Annotated in this window: 24 protein-coding genes and 1 other annotated feature; of the genes, 17 read left to right on the top strand and 7 right to left on the bottom strand. The window is 43.9% G+C overall.

The features are described from left to right. Positions 1-13: 13 nt before the first annotated feature. The 4 genes from recO to RA178_RS16125 all read left to right on the top strand — a co-directional run bounded on the left by recO (position 14) and on the right by RA178_RS16125 (position 2,649). Positions 14-724 carry a DNA repair protein RecO gene (gene recO, locus RA178_RS16140; protein ID WP_028760818.1) on the top strand — a complete coding sequence of 237 codons (711 nt, stop codon included), beginning with the start codon at positions 14-16 and terminating at the stop codon, positions 722-724. A 70-nt stretch (positions 725-794) separates the two neighbouring features. After that, a complete protein-coding gene (gene pdxJ, locus RA178_RS16135) occupies positions 795-1,532 on the top strand; it encodes a pyridoxine 5'-phosphate synthase (RefSeq protein ID WP_006080782.1) in 738 nt (245 codons plus the stop codon). Then, on the top strand, positions 1,532-1,915 hold the full coding sequence (gene acpS / locus RA178_RS16130; protein ID WP_306682782.1) for a holo-ACP synthase: 384 nt from the start codon (positions 1,532-1,534) through the stop codon (positions 1,913-1,915). The genes pdxJ and acpS overlap by 1 nt, the downstream gene beginning before the upstream one ends. Positions 1,916-2,124: 209 nt before the next feature. Further along, a complete protein-coding gene (locus RA178_RS16125) occupies positions 2,125-2,649 on the top strand; it encodes an Mpo1 family 2-hydroxy fatty acid dioxygenase (protein ID WP_306682780.1) in 525 nt (174 codons plus the stop codon). Between the two features lie 141 nt (positions 2,650-2,790). Here the strand turns inward: RA178_RS16125 and RA178_RS16120 are convergent, their stop codons facing one another. Together RA178_RS16120 and RA178_RS16115 are read right to left on the bottom strand one after the other, a co-directional pair. Next, a complete protein-coding gene (locus RA178_RS16120) occupies positions 2,791-4,065 on the bottom strand; it encodes an HlyC/CorC family transporter (RefSeq protein ID WP_028760814.1) in 1,275 nt (424 codons plus the stop codon). Positions 4,066-4,164: 99 nt separating this feature from the next. Then, on the bottom strand, positions 4,165-4,953 hold the full coding sequence (locus RA178_RS16115; RefSeq protein WP_028760813.1) for a cytochrome C assembly family protein: 789 nt from the start codon (positions 4,951-4,953) through the stop codon (positions 4,165-4,167). A 289-nt stretch (positions 4,954-5,242) separates the two neighbouring features. Between RA178_RS16115 and ffh the strand changes: the two genes are divergently transcribed. From ffh to RA178_RS16060, 11 genes are all read left to right on the top strand, one after another. Next, entirely contained in the window at positions 5,243-6,616 is a 1,374-nt protein-coding gene (ffh, locus tag RA178_RS16110) for a signal recognition particle protein (RefSeq protein WP_006080787.1), read from the top strand. 217 nt (positions 6,617-6,833) lie between these two features. Next, the gene (gene rpsP, locus RA178_RS16105; protein WP_006080788.1) at positions 6,834-7,085 is read left to right on the top strand and encodes a 30S ribosomal protein S16; all 252 of its coding nucleotides are present in this window, start codon (positions 6,834-6,836) and stop codon (positions 7,083-7,085) included. Between the two features lie 20 nt (positions 7,086-7,105). Then, the gene (gene rimM / locus RA178_RS16100; protein WP_006080789.1) at positions 7,106-7,636 is read left to right on the top strand and encodes a ribosome maturation factor RimM; all 531 of its coding nucleotides are present in this window, start codon (positions 7,106-7,108) and stop codon (positions 7,634-7,636) included. A 15-nt stretch (positions 7,637-7,651) separates the two neighbouring features. Next, positions 7,652-8,398, top strand: a complete 747-nt coding sequence (gene trmD, locus RA178_RS16095; protein WP_028760810.1) for a tRNA (guanosine(37)-N1)-methyltransferase TrmD — start codon at positions 7,652-7,654, stop codon at positions 8,396-8,398. A gap of 34 nt (positions 8,399-8,432) precedes the next feature. Next, positions 8,433-8,786 (top strand): 50S ribosomal protein L19, encoded by a 354-nt coding sequence (gene rplS, locus RA178_RS16090; protein WP_006080791.1) that lies wholly within the window; start codon positions 8,433-8,435, stop codon positions 8,784-8,786. A gap of 260 nt (positions 8,787-9,046) precedes the next feature. Next, the gene (locus RA178_RS16085; RefSeq protein WP_306682769.1) at positions 9,047-10,138 is read left to right on the top strand and encodes a 3-deoxy-7-phosphoheptulonate synthase; all 1,092 of its coding nucleotides are present in this window, start codon (positions 9,047-9,049) and stop codon (positions 10,136-10,138) included. A 27-nt stretch (positions 10,139-10,165) separates the two neighbouring features. Continuing rightward, the gene (gene tyrA / locus RA178_RS16080; RefSeq protein ID WP_306682768.1) at positions 10,166-11,305 is read left to right on the top strand and encodes a bifunctional chorismate mutase/prephenate dehydrogenase; all 1,140 of its coding nucleotides are present in this window, start codon (positions 10,166-10,168) and stop codon (positions 11,303-11,305) included. Between the two features lie 216 nt (positions 11,306-11,521). Next, positions 11,522-13,186 carry a hydroxylamine reductase gene (hcp, locus tag RA178_RS16075; RefSeq protein WP_306682766.1) on the top strand — a complete coding sequence of 555 codons (1,665 nt, stop codon included), beginning with the start codon at positions 11,522-11,524 and terminating at the stop codon, positions 13,184-13,186. 74 nt (positions 13,187-13,260) lie between these two features. Beyond that, positions 13,261-14,436 carry an FAD-binding oxidoreductase gene (locus RA178_RS16070; protein ID WP_306682764.1) on the top strand — a complete coding sequence of 392 codons (1,176 nt, stop codon included), beginning with the start codon at positions 13,261-13,263 and terminating at the stop codon, positions 14,434-14,436. 156 nt (positions 14,437-14,592) lie between these two features. Beyond that, positions 14,593-14,928 (top strand): hypothetical protein, encoded by a 336-nt coding sequence (locus RA178_RS16065; protein WP_105249849.1) that lies wholly within the window; start codon positions 14,593-14,595, stop codon positions 14,926-14,928. A 43-nt stretch (positions 14,929-14,971) separates the two neighbouring features. Further along, the gene (locus RA178_RS16060; protein ID WP_306682762.1) at positions 14,972-16,267 is read left to right on the top strand and encodes a cation:proton antiporter; all 1,296 of its coding nucleotides are present in this window, start codon (positions 14,972-14,974) and stop codon (positions 16,265-16,267) included. 174 nt (positions 16,268-16,441) lie between these two features. Here RA178_RS16060 and RA178_RS16055 read toward each other — a convergent pair whose 3' ends face one another. Both RA178_RS16055 and hpf read right to left on the bottom strand, forming a co-directional pair. Beyond that, positions 16,442-18,436, bottom strand: coding sequence for a chorismate mutase (locus tag RA178_RS16055; RefSeq protein ID WP_306682760.1), 1,995 nt, complete (start codon positions 18,434-18,436; stop codon positions 16,442-16,444). Between the two features lie 41 nt (positions 18,437-18,477). Then, positions 18,478-18,594, bottom strand: a sequence feature (Phe leader region). A gap of 1,633 nt (positions 18,595-20,227) precedes the next feature. Then, positions 20,228-20,584 (bottom strand): ribosome hibernation-promoting factor, HPF/YfiA family, encoded by a 357-nt coding sequence (gene hpf / locus RA178_RS16050; protein ID WP_105249847.1) that lies wholly within the window; start codon positions 20,582-20,584, stop codon positions 20,228-20,230. Positions 20,585-20,883: 299 nt separating this feature from the next. Here hpf and RA178_RS16045 point away from each other — a divergent pair, with 299 nt between their 5' ends. After that, complete coding sequence (locus RA178_RS16045) at positions 20,884-21,576, top strand: cytochrome b/b6 domain-containing protein (protein WP_131523025.1); 693 nt, start codon at positions 20,884-20,886, stop codon at positions 21,574-21,576. Positions 21,577-21,649: 73 nt separating this feature from the next. On the opposite strand, the gene RA178_RS16040 is transcribed toward RA178_RS16045, so the two are convergent. After that, on the bottom strand, positions 21,650-22,099 hold the full coding sequence (locus RA178_RS16040) for a c-type cytochrome (protein ID WP_028760800.1): 450 nt from the start codon (positions 22,097-22,099) through the stop codon (positions 21,650-21,652). Positions 22,100-22,289: 190 nt separating this feature from the next. On the opposite strand from RA178_RS16040, the gene trpR reads away from it, so the two are divergent. After that, the gene (gene trpR / locus RA178_RS16035; RefSeq protein WP_028760799.1) at positions 22,290-22,565 is read left to right on the top strand and encodes a trp operon repressor; all 276 of its coding nucleotides are present in this window, start codon (positions 22,290-22,292) and stop codon (positions 22,563-22,565) included. A gap of 64 nt (positions 22,566-22,629) precedes the next feature. Here trpR and RA178_RS16030 read toward each other — a convergent pair whose 3' ends face one another. Both RA178_RS16030 and slyD read right to left on the bottom strand, forming a co-directional pair. Next, positions 22,630-23,001 carry a hypothetical protein gene (locus RA178_RS16030; RefSeq protein WP_306682756.1) on the bottom strand — a complete coding sequence of 124 codons (372 nt, stop codon included), beginning with the start codon at positions 22,999-23,001 and terminating at the stop codon, positions 22,630-22,632. A gap of 237 nt (positions 23,002-23,238) precedes the next feature. Then, positions 23,239-23,895, bottom strand: a complete 657-nt coding sequence (gene slyD, locus RA178_RS16025; protein ID WP_028760797.1) for a peptidylprolyl isomerase — start codon at positions 23,893-23,895, stop codon at positions 23,239-23,241. Positions 23,896-24,138: the final 243 nt, after the last annotated feature.

The following is a 24,138-nucleotide window of genomic DNA, read 5'->3' as shown; positions in this document are numbered from 1 at the left end:
AGCGCGCTTACCGATGAAACGTGGTTACGTTTTACATCATCGCCCATATCGAGAGTCCAGTGTCTTAGTTAACCTCTTAGTTGACGGTATTGGACGGGTCGATGTGGTTGCCCGAACCGGCAGCGGTAAGCGCTCTATCAAGAGTATTCTCCAGCCCTTTCAACCGCTGATCTTCGAATTTAGTGGTAAGTCTGAATTAAAAACCTTAACTCAAGTCGAAGCTGCTGCGCCTGCTGTGCCTCTTTCCGGCCAAAGCTTGTTTGCTGGCATGTATATTAATGAGTTATTGGTTCGCACTTTGTCTGTACAGCACAATGCCGAAGAGTTGTTCCTCATTTATCATCAAGCCTTAGTCGGCCTTGCCGCGAAGTTTTGCCAATCCCAACTGCGTTATATTGAGCTTGCCTTGCTGCGGGAATTAGGTTTTATGCCTTCTCTTAGCCGCGATACTCAAGGTGAACCACTCGTACCTGACGATTATTATCAGCTCGTGCCTGAGTTAGGTTTTCAATTTGTGCTCAACTCCCGTGCTCGCAACGCCTATCAAGGGGCAATGTTGACGGCGCTTAACGATAACCAGCTCACCGATGCACATTTTTTGAGCGCTAAGTTGTTGATGCGCTCCCTGTTAACGCCATTACTCGGGACTAAACCTTTGTTGAGTCGACAATTGTTCGTCAGCACTGCCGTACCAACTAAGATTGATGGGAATAATTCGCCCTAGCTCCTGTTTTTTAGCGTGAGCCTAAGTACAATAGGCCGCAATATCAGCGTTAAACATTAAGGAGTTCCCGATGAGCCGTATCTTATTGGGCGTGAATATCGACCATATTGCTACTCTGCGCCAAGCCCGTGGCACCAGTTATCCTGATCCTGTGCATGCTGCTGCCGTTGCTGAACATGCTGGCGCCGATGGCATCACTATCCATTTGCGTGAAGACAGACGCCACATCATAGACCGCGATGTATATTTGTTGGCAAAAACCTTGAAAACCCGCATGAATTTTGAATGTGCTGTGACCGAAGAAATGCTTAACATCGCCTGTGAAATTAAGCCTACCTATGTCTGTTTAGTGCCAGAAAAACGTCAAGAAGTCACCACTGAAGGTGGCTTAGATGTGGCGGGGCAATTAGATAAAATCACTGCTGCAGTGACTCGTTTAGCCGCTGAGGGTATTCAAGTCTCCTTATTTATCGATGCCGATAAAACCCAAATTGATGCTGCCGTTGCCTCTGGCGCACCGCTTATTGAAATTCATACGGGCTGTTATGCCGATGCTAAAACGGAAGCAGAAGAAGCCACTGAGTTAGCGCGTATTAGCGAAATGGCAAAATATGCCCATGGCAAAGGTTTAGTGGTTAACGCGGGTCATGGTTTGCATTATCACAACGTGAAACCCATCGCGGCGATTCCTGAGTTATATGAACTCAATATCGGTCATGCGATTGTCGCACGTGCCGCCATTGACGGTTTGGCGACAGCAGTGAAAGACATGAAAGTGTTAATGCTTGAAGGTCGTCGAGGCGAATAATGGCGATTGTCGGCCTAGGCACAGATATCGTTGAGATTGAGCGTATTCAGGTCCATGTGGCACGCGCAGGCGATAAGCTCGCTAGACGTGTGCTGACCGAGGCTGAGTTAGCCATTTATAATGACCATAGTCAGCCAAGTCGTTATCTTGCCAAGCGTTTTGCTGCAAAAGAAGCCGCAGCCAAAGCCCTCGGTACCGGTATTGGCCGCGGCGTGTCGTTTCAGCATATTCACATTGGCAACAATGAGGATGGTGCACCGACGATTCACTTTACCGAGGGGGCGCTTACGCGCTTACAGCAGCTTAAAGCGACGGTTGGGCATATCTCTATTGCCGATGAAAAATCCTATGCAATTGCGACGGTAATCATAGAGTCTCAATAAACCCGAGTTTGTGTCTGTTGGCGGTAAAAAAGGAACTTTAGGGTTCCTTTTTTCATTTCTGGATGGGTATCCAAATCAGTGCCAAATCAGCGAATGCAACAATTTATTTACTTTTACTGTTCAGTTTAATTGTTTTACGTTAGTTTATGGCTTGCGCGTCTCTCAATTTGGCGCAGGTAAAATCAGGGGCAAATGAAGAGGAACCCGACATGAAATCCGCCGCAGAGCAGTTATCGACCTACAAAAGTGTGCATTTAAATCAGCGTAATATTCAGACCCATTTTATTGGCATCCCACTGATTATTTGGTCTGCTTTCCTGTTGTTGGCCACAGTGCGTATTCCGCTGGGCAGTATGGGGGAAGCAAGTTTAGCAGTGATAGTCGGTATATTCGTGTTGGCCTATTATGTCCGTTTACACTTAAGGCTTTCAATGGGGCTCATCTTATTTATGGTACCTGTGCTGCTCACAACTGAGTGGGCGGCGCATATCGCTGGTGCCACTTGGCTTGCCTTAGGGGTATTTTTGGTGGGCTGGGTGTTCCAGCTAATCGGCCATCAATATGAAAAAGCCAAGCCTGCCTTTGTGGATGACTTAAATCAGCTATTAATTGGGCCATTTTTCTTAATGGCGGAAGTGTATTTTATGTTGGGCTTAGAAAAGGCGCTGAATGCCCAGATAACGCCAATGGCGCTTGAGAAGCGTCGTATACTTGAGACGAAAAAGTCTGCATAGCTTGGCTAGATAGTGAATTAGAGTCGATAGATTAGCACTAAAGGTATAGCTCGGGGGAGCATCATCGCTTGGAGGAAATCGTCGGCCGGACCACATCTTAACTTGTGTGGTTCGGCCAATTTTTATGCTCAAAATTGAGGATTAAACTCTGGGGGGATGATAATACAGCGGGATAATTCTCACTGTATTAATCATATTCTCTGACACATCAATTATCTCTAATGGATAACCTGCTAAACGTAAACTGGTATTCGCAGAAGGAATGTCCTCCAGATACTCCAGAATCAGACCATTGAGGGTTTTAGGGCCATCGGTGGGAAAGTTCCACTTCATTTCTTTATTCAAATCGCGGATCGTAATGCCCGCATCGACTAAGTAGCTGCCATCTTGCTGCACCTTAATGTCTTCACTCGGGGTGGTCAACATAGAAGTGGTAAAGTCGCCGACAATCTCTTCGAGAATATCTTCGAGTGTTACTAGACCTTGAATATCACCATATTCATCAACGACTAAGCCGATGCGCTCTTTATTTTGTTGGAAGTTAGCTAGCTGCACATTGAGTGGCGTACCTTCTGGCACAAAGTAGAGTTCTTTCACCGCACGTAGCAAAGATGACTTGCTAAATTGCTCTTTAGATTGGAGGCGCAGGGCATCACGTAGATGAATAAAGCCCACTGCATCGTCTATGGTGTCGCGATACACTAACACTCGAGTATGTGGACTTTGGATCACCTGACGATTGATAACCTTAAATTCGTCATTGACGTTAATTCCGTAGATATCTGAGCGTGGCACCATAATATCTTCAACGGTGACTTTCTCTAAATCCAAGATAGATAACAGCATTTCTTGGTGGCGTCGGGGGATGAGTGCCCCTGCCTCATGTACCACAGTGCGCAACTCTTCTTGGCTTAGCGCATCGCTACTATTAACGGTTTTTATCCCCATCAAACGTAAGATGCCTGTGGTTATTAAATTAACGCTTGAGACAACATAGGCAAAGGTCGAGGAAAGTATAAGTAGCAGTATGCTAGAGGGAAAAGCAATACGCTCAGGATTTAGCGCGGCGATGGTTTTTGGCGTGACTTCAGCAAAAACGAGCACGACTAACGTAAGTACGCCAGTTGCAACAGCGACCCCTAAGTCGCCCCAAAGACGCATACCAATGATAGTCGCAATAGCAGATGCGGAAATATTGACTAAGTTATTGCCAATTAAGATCAATCCAATCAAACGGTCTGGACGCTCAAGTAACTTCAAGGCTCTAATCGCCCCTTTATGGCCATTGTTGGCTAAGTGGCGTAGACGGTAACGGTTGAGAGTCATCATTGCGGTTTCTGAGCCTGAAAAATAGGCAGAGAATAGGATAAGCACTAGTAAAACGATCAGGAGTGCGCTTGTCGATATAGCGTCCAAAAAAGGCTCCAATGTGGCCAGTAAACTTAAGTAAATACCGACATTTAAAAAAAGTGTCAAGTCGGCCGCAGCAATAACTGCCCCAGCCGACTTAAATGTTTAGTTGAGGATTAACTCTTTGACAATGCGCGCACCAAAATATGCGAGCGAAAGTAAGGATGCGCCAGTCAGAGTATAAATGACTGCGGTACGAATTTTACAACCGACCCAATACTGTTGCCACAGCATAGTAATGTATACAAACCAAGCCATTATCGACAGAATTGCCTTATGACCTTTACCATCGGCGAACATATCTTCAAGGAAGATAAAACCAGTCGCGAGCGACAAACTGAGCAAGATAACGCCGATAATCACTAGGTGATACAGTTGTTTTTCAACTGTCATCAGCGGCGGAATGCCAGGGCTCAGCATAAATTGTTTTTTCTTCAGTTTATTTTGGATCATCGCCAGTTGTATCGCATACAGGGCGGCAATCATCAGGGCGCTGTAGGCCATGAGTGACAATACGACGTGGGCTAATACTTCAGGATAAAGCTCAAAATGCGTGATGAATTTAGGCGGCAATAACCAGAGTAGGGCAACCGAAAGTACTGAGCAGGCGTAAACCACGGGCACGACGACGATGACCTTCAGCCTGAACATCAATATCGTAAAAGTAAAAGCGATAATCCAGTTCACTAAGGAAATCACATTCGTCAGGCTAAAGTTTTGGCCATCTGTGGTGAAAATCACTTGTGATAATGCTGCGGCATGTAAAATCACCGCAATAGCGGCAAAACCTGCGACAGCACGGCGATTCGGACCGTCTGGGTGAAACAATCGACTCGTCACTAGTACCAATGCAATGCAATAAAAAAACATGGCTGAGGCAGAAAAGATGACCATGGGTAATTAACCTATTTGTGTAGTTAAAGGTGCCTTAAAAACGGGGCATACAGATCAATATTTTCCCTAGAATAACATGAGCTGTCGGCAAATGGGCAGTGACATGAGTTGCAAAATTTAGCAGATTCTTATTGTTAGGGTTAAATAGTGTGTCGACGACAATAAAACATGACTCAGCGCAAGTAAAACACTTAACCACAATCAAGATGGGTGCAGCAGTAGCATAATGCGCATGCATCGTTATAATACAGTCCATCAATCGAGATTCTTAAAGGTATAGAACAGGACGATGTTTGAGAACCTAACCGACAGACTGTCACGCACACTGAAAAATATCAGTGGCCGTGGTCGCTTAACTGAAGAAAACGTTAAGGAAACCCTGCGCGAAGTGCGTATGGCACTGCTGGAGGCCGATGTTGCCCTGCCTGTGGTGCGCGAATTTGTTAATAACGTAAAAGAACGTGCCGTTGGACAAGAAGTCTCTAAAAGCTTAAGCCCAGGTCAAGCCTTTATTAAGATAGTTCAAAGTGAACTTGAAAAATCCATGGGCGAGGCGAATGAAGCCCTAGATTTAGCCACTCAGCCGCCAGCTGTGATTATGATGGCAGGTCTGCAAGGTGCGGGTAAAACCACCAGTGTGGCCAAACTGGGTAAATTTTTACGCGAACGCCATAAAAAATCGGTATTAGTCGTTAGTGCTGACGTTTATCGCCCCGCGGCGATTAAACAGCTTGAGACGTTAGCGCAAGAAGTGGCGGTGGAGTTTTTCCCATCGGACGTTAGCCAAAAGCCAATCGACATTGCGAAAGCGGCGATTGCCCACGCTAAATTAAAGTTTATCGATGTGGTGATCCTCGATACCGCGGGTCGTCTGCATGTCGACGAAGCCATGATGGACGAGATCAAAGGCTTACACGCAGCGGTTAAGCCTATCGAAACCTTGTTCGTTGTTGATGCTATGACAGGTCAAGATGCGGCAAACACCGCTAAGGCGTTCAATGAAGCTTTGCCACTGACAGGGGTTATCTTAACTAAAGTCGATGGTGATGCGCGCGGTGGTGCGGCGTTATCGATTCGCCACATTACGGGCAAGCCGATCAAATTCCTCGGTGTGGGTGAAAAGACCGACGCGTTAGAGCCATTCCATCCAGACCGTATTGCCTCACGCATTTTGGGCATGGGCGATGTGTTATCGCTTATCGAAGAAGTTGAGCGTGGCGTCGATAAAGAAAAGGCCATGAAGCTGGCTTCGAAAGTGAAGCAAGGTGGCAGTTTCGATTTAGAAGATTTCCGTGAGCAGTTACAGCAAATGAAAAATATGGGCGGCATGATGAATATGCTGGAAAAACTGCCCGGTGTTGGTCAATTGCCCCCAGAAGCCTTAGCGCAAATCCAAGACGGCAAGATGACAGGTCAAATGGAAGCCATCATTAATTCGATGACTTCCAAGGAGCGTAAGAACCCTGATTTAATCAAGGGCTCACGCAAACGTCGCATCGCAGCTGGTTCTGGCACGCAAATTCAAGATGTAAACCGTTTATTGAAACAGTTTACTCAAATGCAAAAGATGATGAAAAAAATGTCTGCTAAGGGCGGCATGCAAAAAATGATGCGCGGAATGCGCGGCATGATGCCGCCAGGAATGAAGTTTCCGGGACGTTAATCGGGCATTTTTAGTTAAACTTAGCACTTTATCAGTCGGTTGACTCTGGCAACAATGAACCGCTTACTGAGGGCACAGGCGTAATAATCGCCATCTTTGGTTGCATTCGTTGGAAAGTCAGGTAAAATCTTCCGGCTTTCTATCTGGGACTCTTCGCGAACACGGGGTTCCAGTTTTTATTTTTGCTTCAAGCAAATCATTAGAGGATTGAAAACGCATGGTTACCATTCGTTTAGCTCGTGGCGGCGCAAAAAAGCGTCCATTTTACAACATCGTTGTTGCTGATAGCCGTAACGCTCGTGACGGTCGTTTCATCGAGCGTGTTGGTTTCTTCAACCCATTGGCCCGTGGCCAAGAAGAAACTTTACGTTTAGACCTAGCTCGCGTTGAGCACTGGGTTTCTAACGGTGCAGCTGCTACAGAACGTGTAGCAAAACTGATCAAAGACGCTCGTAAAGCAACAGCTTAATAGCGTTAAGGTATAGATTGATGAGCAGTAACCAACAGCCAGTCGTACTGGGGAAATTAGGCTCCTGTCATGGCATTAAAGGTTGGCTGAAAATCACCGCCTATACCGATTCTGTTGAAGGTATCTTTGACTATTCACCTTGGCTTATTAAAGAAAATGGTGAGTGGCGCGAAATAAAGGTCACCCAGTGGCGTTATCAAGGCAAGGCCGTTGTTGCCTTACTTGATGGCGTAGAAACACGGGAGCAAGCGCAAATGCTCACAAATTGTGAGATTGCGATTTTGCCGGAACAGATGAACGATTTGCCAGCAGATGAATTCTACTGGCGTGATCTCATCGGTTGCGAAGTGGTCAATACAACAGGCTATAACATGGGGATTGTCGATCAGATCGTGGAAACAGGATCGAACGATGTATTACTTGTTAAAGCCAACGCTAAAGATAGTTTCGGCAAAGTGGAGCGTATGATCCCCTTTGTCCCTGAGCAGTTCATCAAAACGGTGGATCTGCAAGGTAAACAGATTTTAGTGGATTGGGATCCTGACTTCTAAGTCGAGGTACAACAGATGTGGTTAGGGGTAATAACCCTGTTCCCAGAGATGTTCCGTGCCGTGACAGACTTTGGTGTTACGGGTCGAGCCGTGAAAAACGGCCTGCTCGAGTTGCACACGTGGAATCCCCGTGATTTCACCCATGATAGACATAATACGGTAGATGACAGGCCTTACGGCGGTGGTCCCGGAATGTTGATGATGGTGCAACCCTTGCGCGATGCCATCCATGCAGCGAAAGCCGCAGCGGGTGAAGGTGCGAAGGTGATTTACTTGTCACCTCAAGGACGCAAGCTGGATCAGCAAGGCGTCACTGAGTTGGCTCAATCATCACGTTTGATTTTGGTCTGTGGTCGATACGAAGGTATTGATGAACGCATCATTCAAACGGAAGTGGATGAAGAGTGGTCGATAGGGGATTACGTGCTTTCGGGCGGCGAATTACCGGCGATGACTCTAATAGATTCAGTATCGAGATTGGTTCCTGGCGTGCTAGGAAAACAAGCTTCGGCGGAGCAAGATTCTTTCTCCGACGGTTTACTGGATTGTCCACATTACACTCGCCCTGAAAGCTTGGATGGTCTTGACGTACCGGCAGTGCTGCTAAGTGGCAACCACGAACAAATTAGACTCTGGCGTTTACAGCAAAGCCTTGGTAGGACTTTACTTAGACGGCCAGAATTATTGCAAAATCTAGCTCTGACTGACGAACAAACGACTCTATTAGCGCAGTTCGTTGAAGCAATGAACAAGCATGCTTAGTCGTAGCTCAGTTAATTCTAGAACGGAGTAAGTTATGAACAACATCATTAAAATGCTCAACGATGAGCAAATGAAACAAGACGTACCTGCGTTTGGTGCTGGTGATACAGTAGTCGTTCAGGTTCGTGTTAAAGAAGGCGATAAAGAGCGTTTACAGGCTTTTGAAGGCGTTGTAATTGCTAAGCGTAACCGTGGTCTGCACTCTGCATTCACAGTTCGTAAAATCTCTAATGGCGAAGGTGTTGAGCGTGCTTTCCAAACGCACAGCCCACTGATCGCTAGCATTGAAGTTAAGCGTCGTGGTCGCGTTCGTCGCGCCAAACTGTACTATCTGCGTGATCGTTCAGGTAAATCTGCACGTATCCGTGAGAAGCTGGCAACTAAGTAATAGTTACCGCTACAGAAAACAAGACGTAGTGTTCGCACAGAAAACCGCCCTAGTGGCGGTTTTTTGTTGCTGTTTTTTGAGTATTTATACTTGATCTAAAGAGAATGAACAGGCATAGTGGTCGCCTGTTTGTAATGGTGTAGCATTACATGATTACATTGCGATGGATTTACGCTATTTTTTATCCGAAATGAATACCCAAGCTGACTTGAAGTCCTGCTTCGACAACTGGGTTAAACACTAAGTCTTAGGTGGTAAGCATGCAACAAGATACGATTAACAACGTACACATCAGTTCAGAGAAAGTCTTAATCACGCCGCAAGAGCTTAAAAATGCCTTGCCACTCTCTGAGCATGCTTATCGTTATATCCTCAATGCCCGCAAAACCGTGGCTGATATTGTCCATAAGCGCGACAATCGAGTATTGATTGTCACTGGCCCTTGCTCCATCCATGATATCGCCGCCGCTAAGGAATACGCTTTAAGGCTTAAAACTCTGCACGATGAACTCAGTGATGAGTTTTATATCTTAATGCGAGTCTACTTTGAAAAGCCGCGTACCACGGTAGGTTGGAAGGGCATGATCAACGACCCCGATATGGATGAATCCTTCGATGTCGAAAAAGGCCTGAAAATGGCCCGTGAGCTGATGATTTGGTTGGCCGAGTTAGGACTGCCTGTTGCCACCGAAGCGCTTGATCCTATCAGTCCTCAGTACATTTCTGAGCTAGTGACTTGGTCTGCCATTGGCGCTCGCACCACTGAATCGCAAACCCATAGGGAAATGGCATCGGGTCTTTCTATGCCGGTGGGCTTTAAAAATGGCACCGATGGTAAGCTCGATGTAGCGATTAATGCGCTAAAATCGGCGGCCAGTAGCCACAGATTTATGGGCATAAACCAACAGGGCCAAGTCGCATTATTGCAAACTGCAGGTAATCCCGATGGCCATGTGATTTTACGCGGTGGTGCAACGCCCAACTATGATGCGGCGAGTGTGGCAGAGTGTGAAACGCAGCTTCATAAAGCCAAACTCAATGCACGTTTGATTATCGATTGCAGCCACGGCAATTCATCCAAAGACTACAGCCGCCAAAAGCCTGTGTGTGAAGATGTGTTTGAGCAGATTTATAACGGCAATAAATCGATCATCGGCGTCATGCTTGAAAGCCATTTAAATGAAGGCAATCAAAGCTGTGATAAGCCATTAAGCGAGTTAGCTTACGGTGTATCTGTGACAGATTCCTGTATTAACTGGGAAAAAACAGAAACCATTTTACGGGAAGGCGCAGCGAAGTTATCTTCAATACTTCCAACGCGTTTCAATATGCTGAAAGTAGCTAACGCTTAAATTAGTTACAGCTTAATGGACTTAGGTATGAATGAAAAAACAACGGCCGAATTAGAACACCTTCGCGGCCTGATTGATGGTGTTGATCAGCAATTACTGCACTTACTGCGTAAGCGCTTGGATCTCGTTGCGCAAGTGGGCACGGTGAAACACGGCGCCGGTTTACCTATTTATGCACCTCAGCGTGAAGCAGCCATGCTGGCTAAACGCCGTGAAGAAGCAAAAACTATGGGGATTGCGCCGCAATTAATTGAGGATATTTTACGTCGTTTGATGCGCGAGTCTTATCTCAATGAAAAAGATGTAGGCTTTAAGCAAGTTAAAAGAGATCTCGGCTCAGTGGTGATTGTCGGCGGTAAAGGGCAACTCGGTGGATTGTTTTCACAAATGCTGACCTTATCTGGCTACCAAGTGAATCTGCTCGATAAAGATGATTGGCAGCAAGCGGATAACCTATTTGCCGATGCGGGCATGGTGTTAGTGACAGTGCCTATTGCGATTACCTGTGAGCTTATTCGTGAAAAACTGACCCAGTTACCAGCAGATTGCATTTTGGCAGATTTGACCTCCATCAAGACTGAGCCAGTTAAAGCCATGCTTGAGGCGCATTCTGGTCCCGTCGTTGGTTTTCATCCTATGTTTGGTCCTGATGTGGGCAGTCTGGCAAAGCAAGTCGTGGTGGTGTGTCATGGTCGCTCGCCGGAAAAATACCAGTGGTTACTTGAGCAGATCGCCATTTGGGGAGCTCGGATTGTCGAAGCAGAACCAGAGCGTCACGACAATGCGATGCAGCTAGTGCAGGCAATGCGTCACTTCTCGACCTTTGTGTATGGTTTGAATCTGTGTAAGGAAGAGGCCGATATTGATACTTTACTGCAATTTAGCTCGCCGATTTACCGATTAGAATTAGCTATGGTAGGGCGCTTATTCGCCCAAAGCCCAGAGCTTTACGCCGATATTATTTTTGCCCAGCAAGATAGCCAGCATGCTATTGGTGATTATTTAGATAACTACCGTGAAGCGTTAGAACTGCTAAAACGGGGTGACAGGAACGAGTTTATTAAGCAGTTCCAAAGTGTCGCCAAATGGTTTGGGGATTTTGCCCCTCAATTCCAGCGCGAGAGTCGTATTATGCTGCAATCGGTAAATGATATGAAAACCAATTAATAAATAAACAGTTACTCTTTAAAACGCCCATCATTGATGGGCATTTTTTTATGGATTTTTAACAGGTCACATTGTATTAATTAGCAATTGCTTAAGGTGATCTTTCTCTAACATTTAGCATCTCACTTTAGAAATGACTGTCGCTTATGGCACGTTTAGGTAGACTAGTTTTAAACATGCAAAAATAAAGCATGAATTTAAATTAGGAGTCTATCCATGTTCTGTATTCAGTGTGAGCAAACCATTCGTACACCCGCTGGCAATGGTTGTAGTTATTCCCAAGGTATGTGTGGCAAGTTGGCGGCAACGTCCGATCTGCAAGACTTGCTGATTTACATGCTACAAGGCGTGTCTGTATATGCGGTTAAAGCTCGCGAGCTGGGCATTATCGATGCTGAAATTGATAGTTTTGTGCCTAAAGCCTTTTTCGCGACCCTCACCAACGTCAACTTCGATGATGAGCGTATTATGGCCTATACCCAGCAGGCGGCTAAGTATCGTGCTCAGTTAAAAGCTTCTTACGAAGCGGCTTGTGAACAAGCCGGTATTGCTGCTGAGCAAGTGCCGCAAGTCGCTCAGTTAGTGCTGGGGACAAGTAAGGTTGAAATGCTAGCGCAGGCACCGATTGCACTGCTGAATAAAGATAAGCATGAAGTTCATGAAGACATCATGGGATTGAGGTTATTGTGTTTATATGGCCTTAAGGGGGCGGCTGCTTATATGGAGCATGCTCGCGTGTTGGGTCAGACTGATGCTGATGTGGCAGGGCGCTTCCATGAAATCATGTCTTTCTTAGGTGAGCCGAGTGTAGATGGCGATAAGCTGTTTACTACGGCTATGGACATAGGTCAGTTGAACTACCGCATAATGGCAATGCTGGATGCGGGTGAAACTCAGGCCTTTGGTCATCCTGAGCCAACTGTGGTCAACACTAAGTCAGTTAAGGGCAAAGCCATACTAGTTTCTGGCCATGACATGAAGGATTTAGAGCTTATTCTCGAGCAGACTGTAGGCAAGGGTATCAATGTATTTACCCACGGTGAAATGCTTCCTGCACTGGCGTATCCAGCCTTTAAAAAATATGCACATCTTGTCGGAAATTACGGCAGTGCTTGGCAGAATCAACAGCAAGAATTTGCCAATTTCCCTGGCGCTGTGGTGATGACATCTAACTGTATTATCGATCCAAATGTGGGTAGTTATAGTGATCGTATCTTTACTCGCAGCATAGTGGGCTGGCCTGGTGTGGTGCATATCGAAGGAGATGATTTATCGGCTGTCATTGATAAAGCGTTAGCCTTAGAAGGCTTTATCTATGATGAAATCCCACACACTATCACTATTGGTTTTGCCCGCAATGCCTTGATGGCCGCAGCGCCAGCCGTGGTTGAAAATGTAAAGAGTGGTGCGATTAAGCATTTCTTCCTTGTTGGCGGTTGCGATGGCGACAAAGCCGACAGAAGCTACTTCACTGAACTTGCTAAATCCACACCTAAGGATTCAATAATCCTGACGCTAGGCTGTGGTAAGTACAAATTCAATAAGCTCGAATTTGGTGATATTAACGGTATTCCACGTTTGCTCGATGTGGGCCAATGTAACGATGCCTATTCAGCGATTCAGTTAGCGATTGCATTAGCTGAAGTGTTTGAATGTGATATCAATGAATTACCTCTGAGCTTAGTGCTTTCTTGGTTTGAGCAAAAAGCCATTGTAGTACTGCTGACGCTGTTGTCACTTGGCGTTAAAAATATTCGAACAGGCCCGACGCCACCTGCGTTCCTGACGGCCAATTTAGCCAAAATTTTGGAAGATAAGTTTGGCTTGCGTAATACCACGACAGTCGAAGCCGATTTAAAAAATATGTTAAACGTGGCTTAAATCAACCAAGAATTGTTGCTGAACTGCGGTTTTGGCTTGTTTACTGAGGCCGCAGTGTTTTGTGGGTAAATGCTATGAACATGAGTGTGATAGCGGGAGCGCGGGCATTATCGGTTTCGCCCCATAAACCCGGAAGTGTTAATCAATTAGTGTGCGTCGAACGCTGGAATGAAACCTCGGATGTCGTGAGTTTTCGTTTTCAAGCGGGCGAGCCGATGAAGTTTGACTATAAACCCGGTCAGTTTATGACCTTTGTGCTTGAGATTAATGGCGAGCAAGTGTGCCGCAGTTATACCTTGTCATCATCGCCATCTAGGCCCTATTCCTTGATGGTGACGATTAAGCGCGTTGCGGGTGGACTCGTATCTAATTATCTTATCGACAATCTATTACTCGGCCAGAGTGTACGAGTGCTGCCGCCCGCGGGGCAATTTAATCTGTTTGATATTGCTCGGCTAAGCCATAAACAGCCAGAGACTGAAAAGTTAGATGCTAATCTGTTAGCTATAACGGCGCAGAAATACCTTTTTTTGAGTGCTGGTTGCGGTATTACCCCCATGTACTCTATGTTGCGTTATCTGACTGATACGCAAATTGATGCCGATATTGCCTTTGTGCACAGTGCGCGATCAGAGAATGATATTATTTTTAAGTCATCATTGGCGACTATGGCCAACCGTTTTAATGCATTTAAGCTCAGATACGTACTTGAGACTGTCACTGAAACACTGGGGTGTTCACCAAAGATAGCATTCGATTTCGGGCGGTTAAGTGCACAGATGCTACAAACCTTAGTACCTGATTTTGCAGAGCGTACTATCTACCTTTGTGGGCCAGAACCTTATATGCAAGCGGTAAAAACCTTATTAGTCGAACTCAATTTTGATATGAGTCGGTTATACCATGAGAGTTTTGCCACGGCCGAGAAAGTTGCTCGCAGTCACCTTATGCAAGCAAACTCGTCAGATGGAACGAGTGAAAACCCACCAGAAGTGGCTTTCGCCTTGTCTATTGGCGATCGAAGCACGACGCTAAATCAAGGGCAAAGTCTGCTGGAGGGAATTGAGGCCGAAGGTTTGCCGATTATTGCGGCCTGTCGTTCGGGCGTTTGCGGCGCGTGTAAGTGTCAAGTCTTGGAGGGAGAAACGGTATCGACAAGCGTGATGACACTGACTGCTGCAGAAATTGAGGCCGGTTTTGTACTCGCTTGCTCCACAACATTAGCATCCGACGTGACGCTTAAACTTTAACGCGCTGCTAATTAGCGTCATTTACTTGTGACTTATTTTTAAATGGATGGAAATATTTCTAATCCTTAGTTGCGCTTATCTCAGTGAGAACGTAAGGTTAATGACAAGGGCGTATGATGTTTGCGCCCAGTCTATTAGTCTGGCTGGAGTCTCTCAATGACAATGACAACCACTTATGCCGCAAAAATTGAAGACCGTACTCTGGGACATTTGTTGTACGCCTTGATGTCGGGTTTTCCCTTATTATTACTTCCCGTGCTGCTAAGTTTGTTCATTAATGTTTCCCAACGCCAATTCCATGGTAATCCATTATTGGCGTCGCATTTACGTTGGCAACGGCATTCTAATCTCGCCTTTCTTGGCTTGCTAGTGCTCGGCTATTGCGTTCCACTGACTTGGCTCAGTCTTTCGATTTATCTCTTTGGGATCATTTGGTTTTGCCACAGGATCATTAAAGGGTGGTTAAGTCTATTGGATGGTTTAGAAATCTAAACTTGTGCTAGAGTCTCTAAATCGATGATTTTTAGAGGCTCTTATGTCCAGCTACCAAATTCTGTGTGTCCTCTGCGCGTTGGCGCTAGTGACTTCGGTTATCTCCTCTCGCGTCCATAAACTGCAGGAAACTGTGGCCATTACTGCTATTGCCCTAGGAATGAGTTTGTTGTTGCTCCTCGGGGGAAAGGCTTTAGGTGGGGACTTTTATGTGTATTTTGTCTCTGGCTTAGAGAAACTCGATTTTCAAGCTTTACTGCTCAATGGCATGCTCGGTTTTTTACTCTTTGCCGGCGCATTACAAATCCGCTTAAAAATATTGAGGCATCAAAAGTGGGAGATCCTAATCCTTGCTTTTATAAGCACCTTATTGTCGACATTTATTATAGGTGGGCTGTTATTTTGGTTCGCGCCTATGCTGGGTCTCCCGCTACAATTCAGCCACTGCTTACTGTTCGGCGCCTTGATTTCGCCCACCGATCCTATCGCTGTTTTGGCTATTTTAAAGAAAATGGGTGCGCCGGAAGATATTGCGATTCAAGTAGAAGGAGAATCTTTATTTAACGATGGCATAGGGTTAGTGATTTTTGTGGCAATATCGCAATTGGCTTTCTCCACCGAGCCACTGACGTTTATCCATATCTCTGAGTTATTTATTCGTGAGGCAGTAGGTGGGGTTATTTACGGTGGCGTGCTTGGTTTTCTGCTGCATCATTTTTTCCGCTACTGTGAGGAAGAAACGCAATTAATGCTGGTTACCCTGCTGATCCCAACCGCGGGATATGTCATGGCGGATGTGCTTGGTGTTTCTGGTCCTTTAGCTATGGTGAGTGCGGGGATCATCATAGGAAATTTCAGTGTGCCTAAGTTTTTTGCTCGCAACGAGCGAGTGAAACTATTTACTTTTTGGTCGCTGATTGAATCCTTCTTTAATGCCTTACTCTTCCTATTGCTTGGTTTATTACTTTTGTTAGTCACTTTCAAAGCGCCATTATGGTGGTTTATGTTTGTGGCTATACCAATAGTCTTGTTGGCGCGTGCAATGAGTGTGTTATTACCTTATTTAGGCTTTCGATTGTTTAAGTCATACAACCCCTATGCAGAGACGATTTTGATTTGGGGTGGCTTAAGGGGAGGATTAGCCCTCGCTATGGCGATGAGTTTGCCTGAGGGTATCGTCATAGATGCTATTGGTGGTGTGGAGCTGCGGGAATTGTTGTTAGTGATGACCTATGCCGTCGTCGTATTTTCGATTTTAGTGCAGGGCTCTACTATGACAGGGCTTATCCGTAGGAGTAATGCCGTTACTGAACCATCGAGTGCTGTTGGCTCTTCTTAAAATGCATAAAAGCTCACTGCGCTGCAATACTAAACAATATTAAGCCTGCTAGTCATCACACTGGCTAGCAGGCTTGTCTGAGTCAATTAGGGATAAAAGATGTCTTATTTATCCCTTAACACACTTCGAACTAACCACATTTCACTTTAAATTAAATCAATCAAGATCAAAGCTTTAGTTCGCCAGATATAATTCCCGTACCACAGCGCTTATTAAGTTAAGCGACTCATGGTCATCACTGCTAGCTAGTGGACAATTGAGTATCAATCCATCCACTTTAAGCTGTTTAATACCTTGTGTTTGAATCAATAGGGCATCATCTGATACGGCATAACTTGGGTTGATCAAAATCGGCAAATGGCTCGTGGCTTTAATCTGGATCAGACTCGCTAAATCGAGTGAAGGTAGATTGGCGTTATTTAAGGTTCTAATGCCTGAGTCACACAGAACCAGTTGCTGATTGCCTTGGCTTAAAATGACTTCTGTTGCCGTGAGTAATTCTTCAAAACTTGCCATATCGTTACGCTCAAGTATTAAAGGTACCGGTAGGGTTCCTACTTGAGTCAGTAAAGTTTGGTTAAACATCTGCTTGCCTGCGAGGAATAACATATCGGCGTGCTGGACTGCTAATGGCATATCAGCTTCTTGCGCTATGGCAATAATGCACACTAGGCCATATTGATGCAGGATTTGGCGTAGTTTAGCGAGAGTAACTTCTGCCATAGTCAGTTGATTAACAGCGCTGAGCAAAACGGCTTGGAATCCCGCTTCTTTAAGCTGCTTCACTTGCTGCTCGAAAGCCGATAATGCTAAATGTGAAATGTCATTATTCAGTGTGATTTGGGCTATGGCACCGACATGCCCTGCACCGATTGTCATTGCGCCGCAGTTGATTTCACTGGCTTGCTCTTTATAGGCTTTGCTATATCGAACTGGACTGGCATTAGTACCATTTTCGCTGATGACTTGATCCTTAGAGGTGCTGGGCTCAATCAGTAGCTGGCTGTTACTCAGCTGTGTGGGCTTGACTGTTTCACAAGGATAACAGCCTAATACTTTGATAAAACGGGTGATCCGCTCTAGTTGCTTTAAACCTGCCTGCATAGATTCACTGGAGATATTCGCGTCGATATCCAAATAGAACATTTCTTCCCAAGGTGTTCCTGGAATCGGGCGTGATTCTAATTTACTCATGTTTAACTGATGCGCTTTTAGAATCAGTAAGGCTTCCACTAAAGCACCGGCTTTTTGGCCTGTTGCCATGATCAATGTAGTCTTAGCGGGTAACTGCTCTGGTACGGCAACGGCTTTGCGAGCAACAACGATAAAGCGACTTTGGTTGATTTTTTGATTTGCTAAACCTGCTTCTATGGACTCAAGTTGATAGAGTGCACCACCTTCGGCGCTGCCAATCGCTGCTGCACTGTTATCTGGACTTTGGTTTACCTTTTCCATTGCTTCTGCGCTGCTTGAGCAGTATTCCAGTCTCAAGTCTTTGTGTTGAGTTAAATATCTGCTGCATTGGCTAATAGGCTGAGGGTGGGCATAGACAGTTTTGATCTCAGCTAATTTACTGCCAGCTTTTCCTAGTAGGCAATGGCTGACTTCAATCGTCGTTTCGCCAACAATCGACAGACTGGTGTGCTGTAGCACGTCGTAGACTTCGTTGATTGAACCTGAAGATGTGTTCTCAATCGGCAGGAAACCATAATCAGCATGTCCAGACTCAACGGCTTGCACTATTTCATCGAAACTTTGGCAACCTAAGTCCAGCATTTCAACTTGGCGACGTTGGCAATAGCGTGTAGCTGCGAGATAAGAGTATGAACCTCTAGCACCGAGGTAAGCGATACAATACTGTTGTTTTTGTGTCTCTGGATTGGCGCGGCCGTGAAGGTAAGCTTGTTGATTCAATACTGAATCTTCAATGATGCTCTGGTAAAGGGAGATAACATAGTGGGCATCTAATCCTTTCTCTCTGCCTTCTTTCACGAGGCGAGCGAGCAGTTCTTTTTCCCTTTGAGTATCTCTGATGGGTCTGACATCCACTTCTTTGCTACGGGCTACTTCTAAACTTAAGCGACGGCGCTCAGCGAGTAATGCCAGCAGTTCATTATCCAGATGGGTGATCTGCTCTCGGGTTTGATTTAAAGGCTGTGGTGTATGCATTCTGACCTCAATTGCCGCCATGTATTTTATCAATCGTTTAAGACAAAAAAGCCTCCCAGTTGGGAGGCTTTGGATTTTTACTTTCGTTTTTACACAGTAAATCCGCCTCCTAGAGTGGGGGTGTAAAAAAGAAAGTAAAAAAAGCTGCTGTTATCATTTTCATAGTCTTAAAACTAAAGGGCTAGGGCTTAGCTGTCAATCAAAACTTTCTTAAAGGTAATCTAAAAAGAAAGCGCACCCGAGGGTGCGCTGGTTTGGTTCAAGTATGTATATATGGTCAAGCGAGTTTATCCTCCTTATGGTCAGTGTGGGACAAGGTAACACATTCGTTTATCTTACATTTACGTGTAACAGTAAAACGTTGACAACTCACTAGATAACGACTTGCATTTACAATGAACATTAACAAGTACTTTATGCAGCATAGCGTATAACCTTGAAACTATGCAGTTTGCAGTACCAGCGAACTTACGTTGACATGTCTTGCACTTATATTTTAACAATTAACACTTGCATGGAGCTATAACATTAAAAACTAACACTAACAAAACGAACATTTAAAAATAAACGATTTACGGCTCATTGGTTGTACTAGGTACATTTTGCTGTAAGAACAGCTTAGCCTTGTCACGCGTTTAGGTCTTGCTACTTACATTATTACCATTATTATTTTTTACTTTAAAACCTAACATGTTAATACATTGAGCGTATAAAAAGCTCTCATTTACTGTTATTACAATTTTCGTCAAGTCTAGATTTCCTCCTTTTTAGTTGATAAGTAAACATTATTTAAGGTGCCTATAAATATCAGAACTCAACTAATGGTAAACGTTAACACATTACATAAATAAAAATTTATACGATTTACAGTTTTTACTATACAAATAACACTAAGTAAACTAATGACTTTTAATCAAACCAACGTATTGCACTTACATTAAACACTTACATTAAATCACACGCTAAAAACGCTAACTAACATATCAGTGTAAATATGACTCTCTTCATATAACTAATCTACATCTAACTAAACGTGACAGTTGTTACATCATTTATCTCAGTGTTTAGCACGCATTGGTGCTGACCCGTTTTACAATAAACGCTTTTATTCATGTAGCTTTTGTAAATGTGATTTTTGTTTATGTTTACCTGAACCTCCATTGTGGATATAAAAAATTTGATAGTTAAAGGTTTTGCTAATGTACTCGTTGTACTGTACTCGGCTCCTTATGTTAACTCTGGTATTCAGCAATGCCGCCTGTTTCTGGTGGTCATCCTGATATTGGGTCAAAATTGAGTACTGCTTTTAGTGAATGCCAACATACTTGATTGTTTCTAAAATCAAATTGTTCGCTCTTGTGTTGCCTCCTTTCCAAACTTGCTATTGGCTATTGAAAGTGGAACCTAGTTGAAAATAAAAATTGAACTTTTAAACGTAGAAATTATAAGTAAAATTAATCATTAACAGTAAACCTTAGTACTTAAAACTATATAGCTTAGATTAGTAGTGCTCCTTAGTTATATCCAGTAACGTTACTTAGAACTTAAGATCTGTTAATCAATATTTGTAAATCAAAATTTAAAGTAAATCAACATTTGAAACGATTTAAATCCGCACCACTTCGATTCTTGCTGTCACTTTGTAAAGTGTAGTAGGTATTTAGTCAAAAGAACTGTTTTTTTCATCATTAAAATGATTGCACTAAGCTTTTTTAAAAACTGTGATCTGATTAAATATTTCTACTTTATTGCTCTCAAAGTGATGCGTTTCTCGCACTCACCAGATTTAAATTATGCCGCATCTTCCTCCTCGTACTCGTCGTCAATTTCAACAACATTATTAGTCGGTGTTAGTGATGTGGAGCGTTGAGCTTCAGGTTTGTGTGTTATGCGATTGAGCTGCTTCTCTAATTTTTGGCCCATAGCGTTAATCGCAGTATATAAATTTTCATGTTTTGCTTGAGCGAAGAGTTCTCCATTTGGGATGCCAACCGATGCTTCAATTTTGAAACCAGGTTTCTCCTCCGTAATGATTACATGGGGATTTATCATTTGCACATCATGCCTTGAAAGTTTTTCAAAACGGCTTTCAATGCGTTCGCGAATAGGAGATGTGACTTCAAGTTGCTTGCTAGTAATCTTTAGCATATTTCGAACCTTCTGTTGTTTCCTTGGATTTCAGATTACCAAGGTTCGCACTATAAAACGAGATGTAGATCACGTTTTTGTGCCCATTAGATACTGTTCGTTGGATATTTGATCACTTAGACAAATATCAATAATTCTTGGCCCAAAAGCCTTGTATTGCTAGCTAAATGGGGTCATATTCGATGGGATAACTCCGCAGTCTTTGCCCTTATTTACTTATATTTACTTTAAGTTTCATCCCGAATCCCGATAAAATACCTCTACTTATTCCATTCGGTCACTTTGAGTTTGCCCATTTTATGAATACTGAACACGTTAAAATTAAGGTCTGGGATTTACCCACGCGAATTTTCCATTGGGGCATGGTGTGTCTGTTGGCACTTTTATGGTGGAGTGCCGATGCGGGCGAAATGCAGTGGCATCAAATTTTTGCTTATAGTTTGCTGATCCTTATTGGATTTAGGATCCTCTGGGGGCTCATTGGTAGCGATACGGCAAGGTTTAGCCACTTTGTTCATCAACCCAAAGTTGTACTCGACTACTTGAGATCGATTCGAACTAAAGGGATGTCTGTGGTACTTGGACACAATCCTATCGGTGGCTATATGGTCATCGCGTTGATTGGGATCATTAGCCTTCAATTAGTTACAGGCCTTTTTGCGACTGATGATATTTTTACCGAAGGTCCGCTATATAGCTACGTCAGTTCAGATACCAGTGGATTTTTGACTTGGTTACACAAAACGAACTTTAACCTTATTCTCTTGCTGAGTGCCATTCATGTACTGGCTGTGATTATTCATGCCATGAAAGGGGATAAGTTAGTTGGTGCTATGATCAGTGGTTACAAGAAAGTCTCGAAGGTTGCTTTTTCATCAAGTGCGAAGAGCGAGCTTCGATTCAAGTCTGAGTGGCTTGCTTTAGTGCTGTTCACAGTATGCGCTGCTGTGGTCTTTGGCTATTTAATGTGGCCAATAGTGCAAGTTCTGTAGATTTATACTTAGTTTGGGAACATCAAAAAGCCTGCTATTTAGCAGGCTTTTTGATGGGAAAAACAACGTCAAACTAATCTTTCTTATAAATGTCGTGACAACTTTTACAGCTTTTTCCAGTGTCCATAAAGGCTTGTTTGATTTCAGCTTGATTACCTTTTTGAGCTACAGTAGCCAGAATGGCAGCATTCTCTTGGAAGGTTTTCATTTTTGCATCAAAATCAGCTCTGTCTTGCCAAACTTTGGCTAGGGCTTCGGTATCACCTTTGTCTGAGCCATCAATAAAACCTTCGAAAGGAATTTTGGATAATGCAGCAACATTCGTTGCGCGCATTGCGAAGGTTTCTGCTTCGAAAGGTTTTTTGCCTTTCATCATGGCAGCCATATCACCGAAGTTATAAGCAATAAGACCAAATGCAGATTGGCGGTATTCAATTGCATCTTTAGAGTCTTCGAAATTGTGTGCTTGAGCAGTTGAAGCCAATAAGGTACTGGCAACGAGAGTAAGTAGTAATTTTTTCATCGTATTCTCACAAATTAGCGTCGAAGTGTGACATTGCACGCCTATTGTACACAAATTAACTTGATGTACTAGAAGCAATTTTGTCAGTTTTTGTCTGGATAAGACGGCTAAACGTAACAATTTATTTGTAAGTAGGCTAAATCTGTTAGACTGCTAATGTAATGCTTGAACAGTACTTATGAGGGTGATTATGCGAGCTAACTGGGATCTAGTATTAGAAAAAATTTTGAGCCACAGCAATTATGAAGATCTTTCTGTGTTGTTTCATTTACTGTTAACCGAAGAAGAACGTAGTGCCGTTGCCGGACGTTTGAAGGTCTTTCAATTGCTATTAGACGGGGAAATGAGTCAAAGGCATATCGCTGCTGAATATGAAGTCAGTATTGCAACGATTACACGTTGTTCTAATTATTTGAAGAATATGTCTTCTGAGCATAGGGCGAAAGTTCAAAAATTAATTGGTTAGTGTTCACGTGGATACAACTCTTGTGAATATCATCTGCTCCTATTGTGGTGAATAGAACTAAGTCTTAAGGCGTGATGGGAAGCTTATGACGACGATAGAGGGAACGACAAACCAGAATGTATAAGCCGTAGCTGAGTAAACAGATAGCCAAAATTGGGTAAAGATCCTTGGGAAGGAATTTAAAGATTGCCAGCGCCGCTAAGAGATAGATAAAAGGTAGAAAGTTATAAATTATCTCGGGAAGATAACCCGATTTACGTCGTTTGGCCGAGTCTGTTCGACGGTTTTGAGAACGCATAACGTAGATCCTCGCACCTAATACAAATACCACAGTTGCCGCTATCAAGGCATAGTTGATGTCGAGTGCAATAAAACTCGAACTACCGAGCGCCATGTAGCCAAAAGGCAAAATTTCGTAAAGTGGTTTGGTTAACATAAGCACTCCGTCGCTTAACTTAGGTTGATATCAATATCTAATTGAAAATATTCATATAAAATTTGAATACTTCAATTTACCAGTCAGTTATTTATCTATTACGAATATTATAAACGCTTGTGTATAAAAAATGCACGACCTTAAATTAAGGGCGTGCATTTTAAAAGGTTAAACCATGGCAGTTTAATCACTTACGGATAAACAACTTCTCGTTTAACTTCTGGTATCAGGCTTTGTTTAGCCGCGGCAACCACAGCCGCCATTACCGTCACAACCTGTTTTAGGTGTGTCACAGGCTTCGTGCTCTTCATGGTGGTGTCCATGATCGTGGTCTGAACCACCACAACAGCCGCCCGCTTCTTGTTTGCCTGAACCGCCACAGCATCCACCGCCGTGGTCGTGATCATGTCCATGGCTTCCACAACCACCTTGGGCATGAATGTGGCCATGAGCGATTTCTTCGGCTGAGGCTTCACGAACGTCAACGATTTCGACGCTGAAATTGAGCGATTGGCCCGCTAAAGGATGGTTGCCATCGACGATAACCACATCGTCTTTCACTTCCATGACTTGAACAGGGCGTTGACCCATTTCAGTTTCAGCGATGAAGCGCATACCTGGGACGATATCTTCGATATCACCAAAGGCTTCTAATGGCACTGCTTGACGTAGGCCATCGTGATAAGGCCCATAGGCTTCTTCGGCACTAATAGTGACATCGAGTTTTTCGCCTTTGCTTTTACCATCTAATGCGGCTTCTAAACCTGGGATCAGGTTTTCAGTGCCGTGTAGATATAGCATAGGTTCAGAGTCGAAAGAGTCTTCTAATAGTCTGCCTTCTTGATCTGATAAACGGTAATGAATGGTTACCGCGCTGTGTTGAGTGATCTTCATATCGCCTCCAATTCGTAATGTGCGCGCATAATAACGTGCTTTTTTAGTGCTGGCGATAATTTGAAGTGGCTTATGTTAGATATCGCACAGGTTTTTTTTAGGCAAATTTGTCGGTGCTTTACGGTAGAAAGGATGAGTAATGTGATTTTTGCTCGTTAGCCTGTCAATTTAGCCTGAGTGATGAGGTAGAACAAATAACTCATTATTTGAAAGTGTATTATAAATAATCAGATTGAAAACAAG

This window comes from Shewanella oncorhynchi, from assembly GCF_030848765.1.
Taxonomy (GTDB): domain Bacteria; phylum Pseudomonadota; class Gammaproteobacteria; order Enterobacterales; family Shewanellaceae; genus Shewanella; species Shewanella oncorhynchi.
The sequence above is the reverse complement of the archived record's forward strand: the minus strand, read 5'-3'. Positions and strand labels throughout refer to the sequence as shown.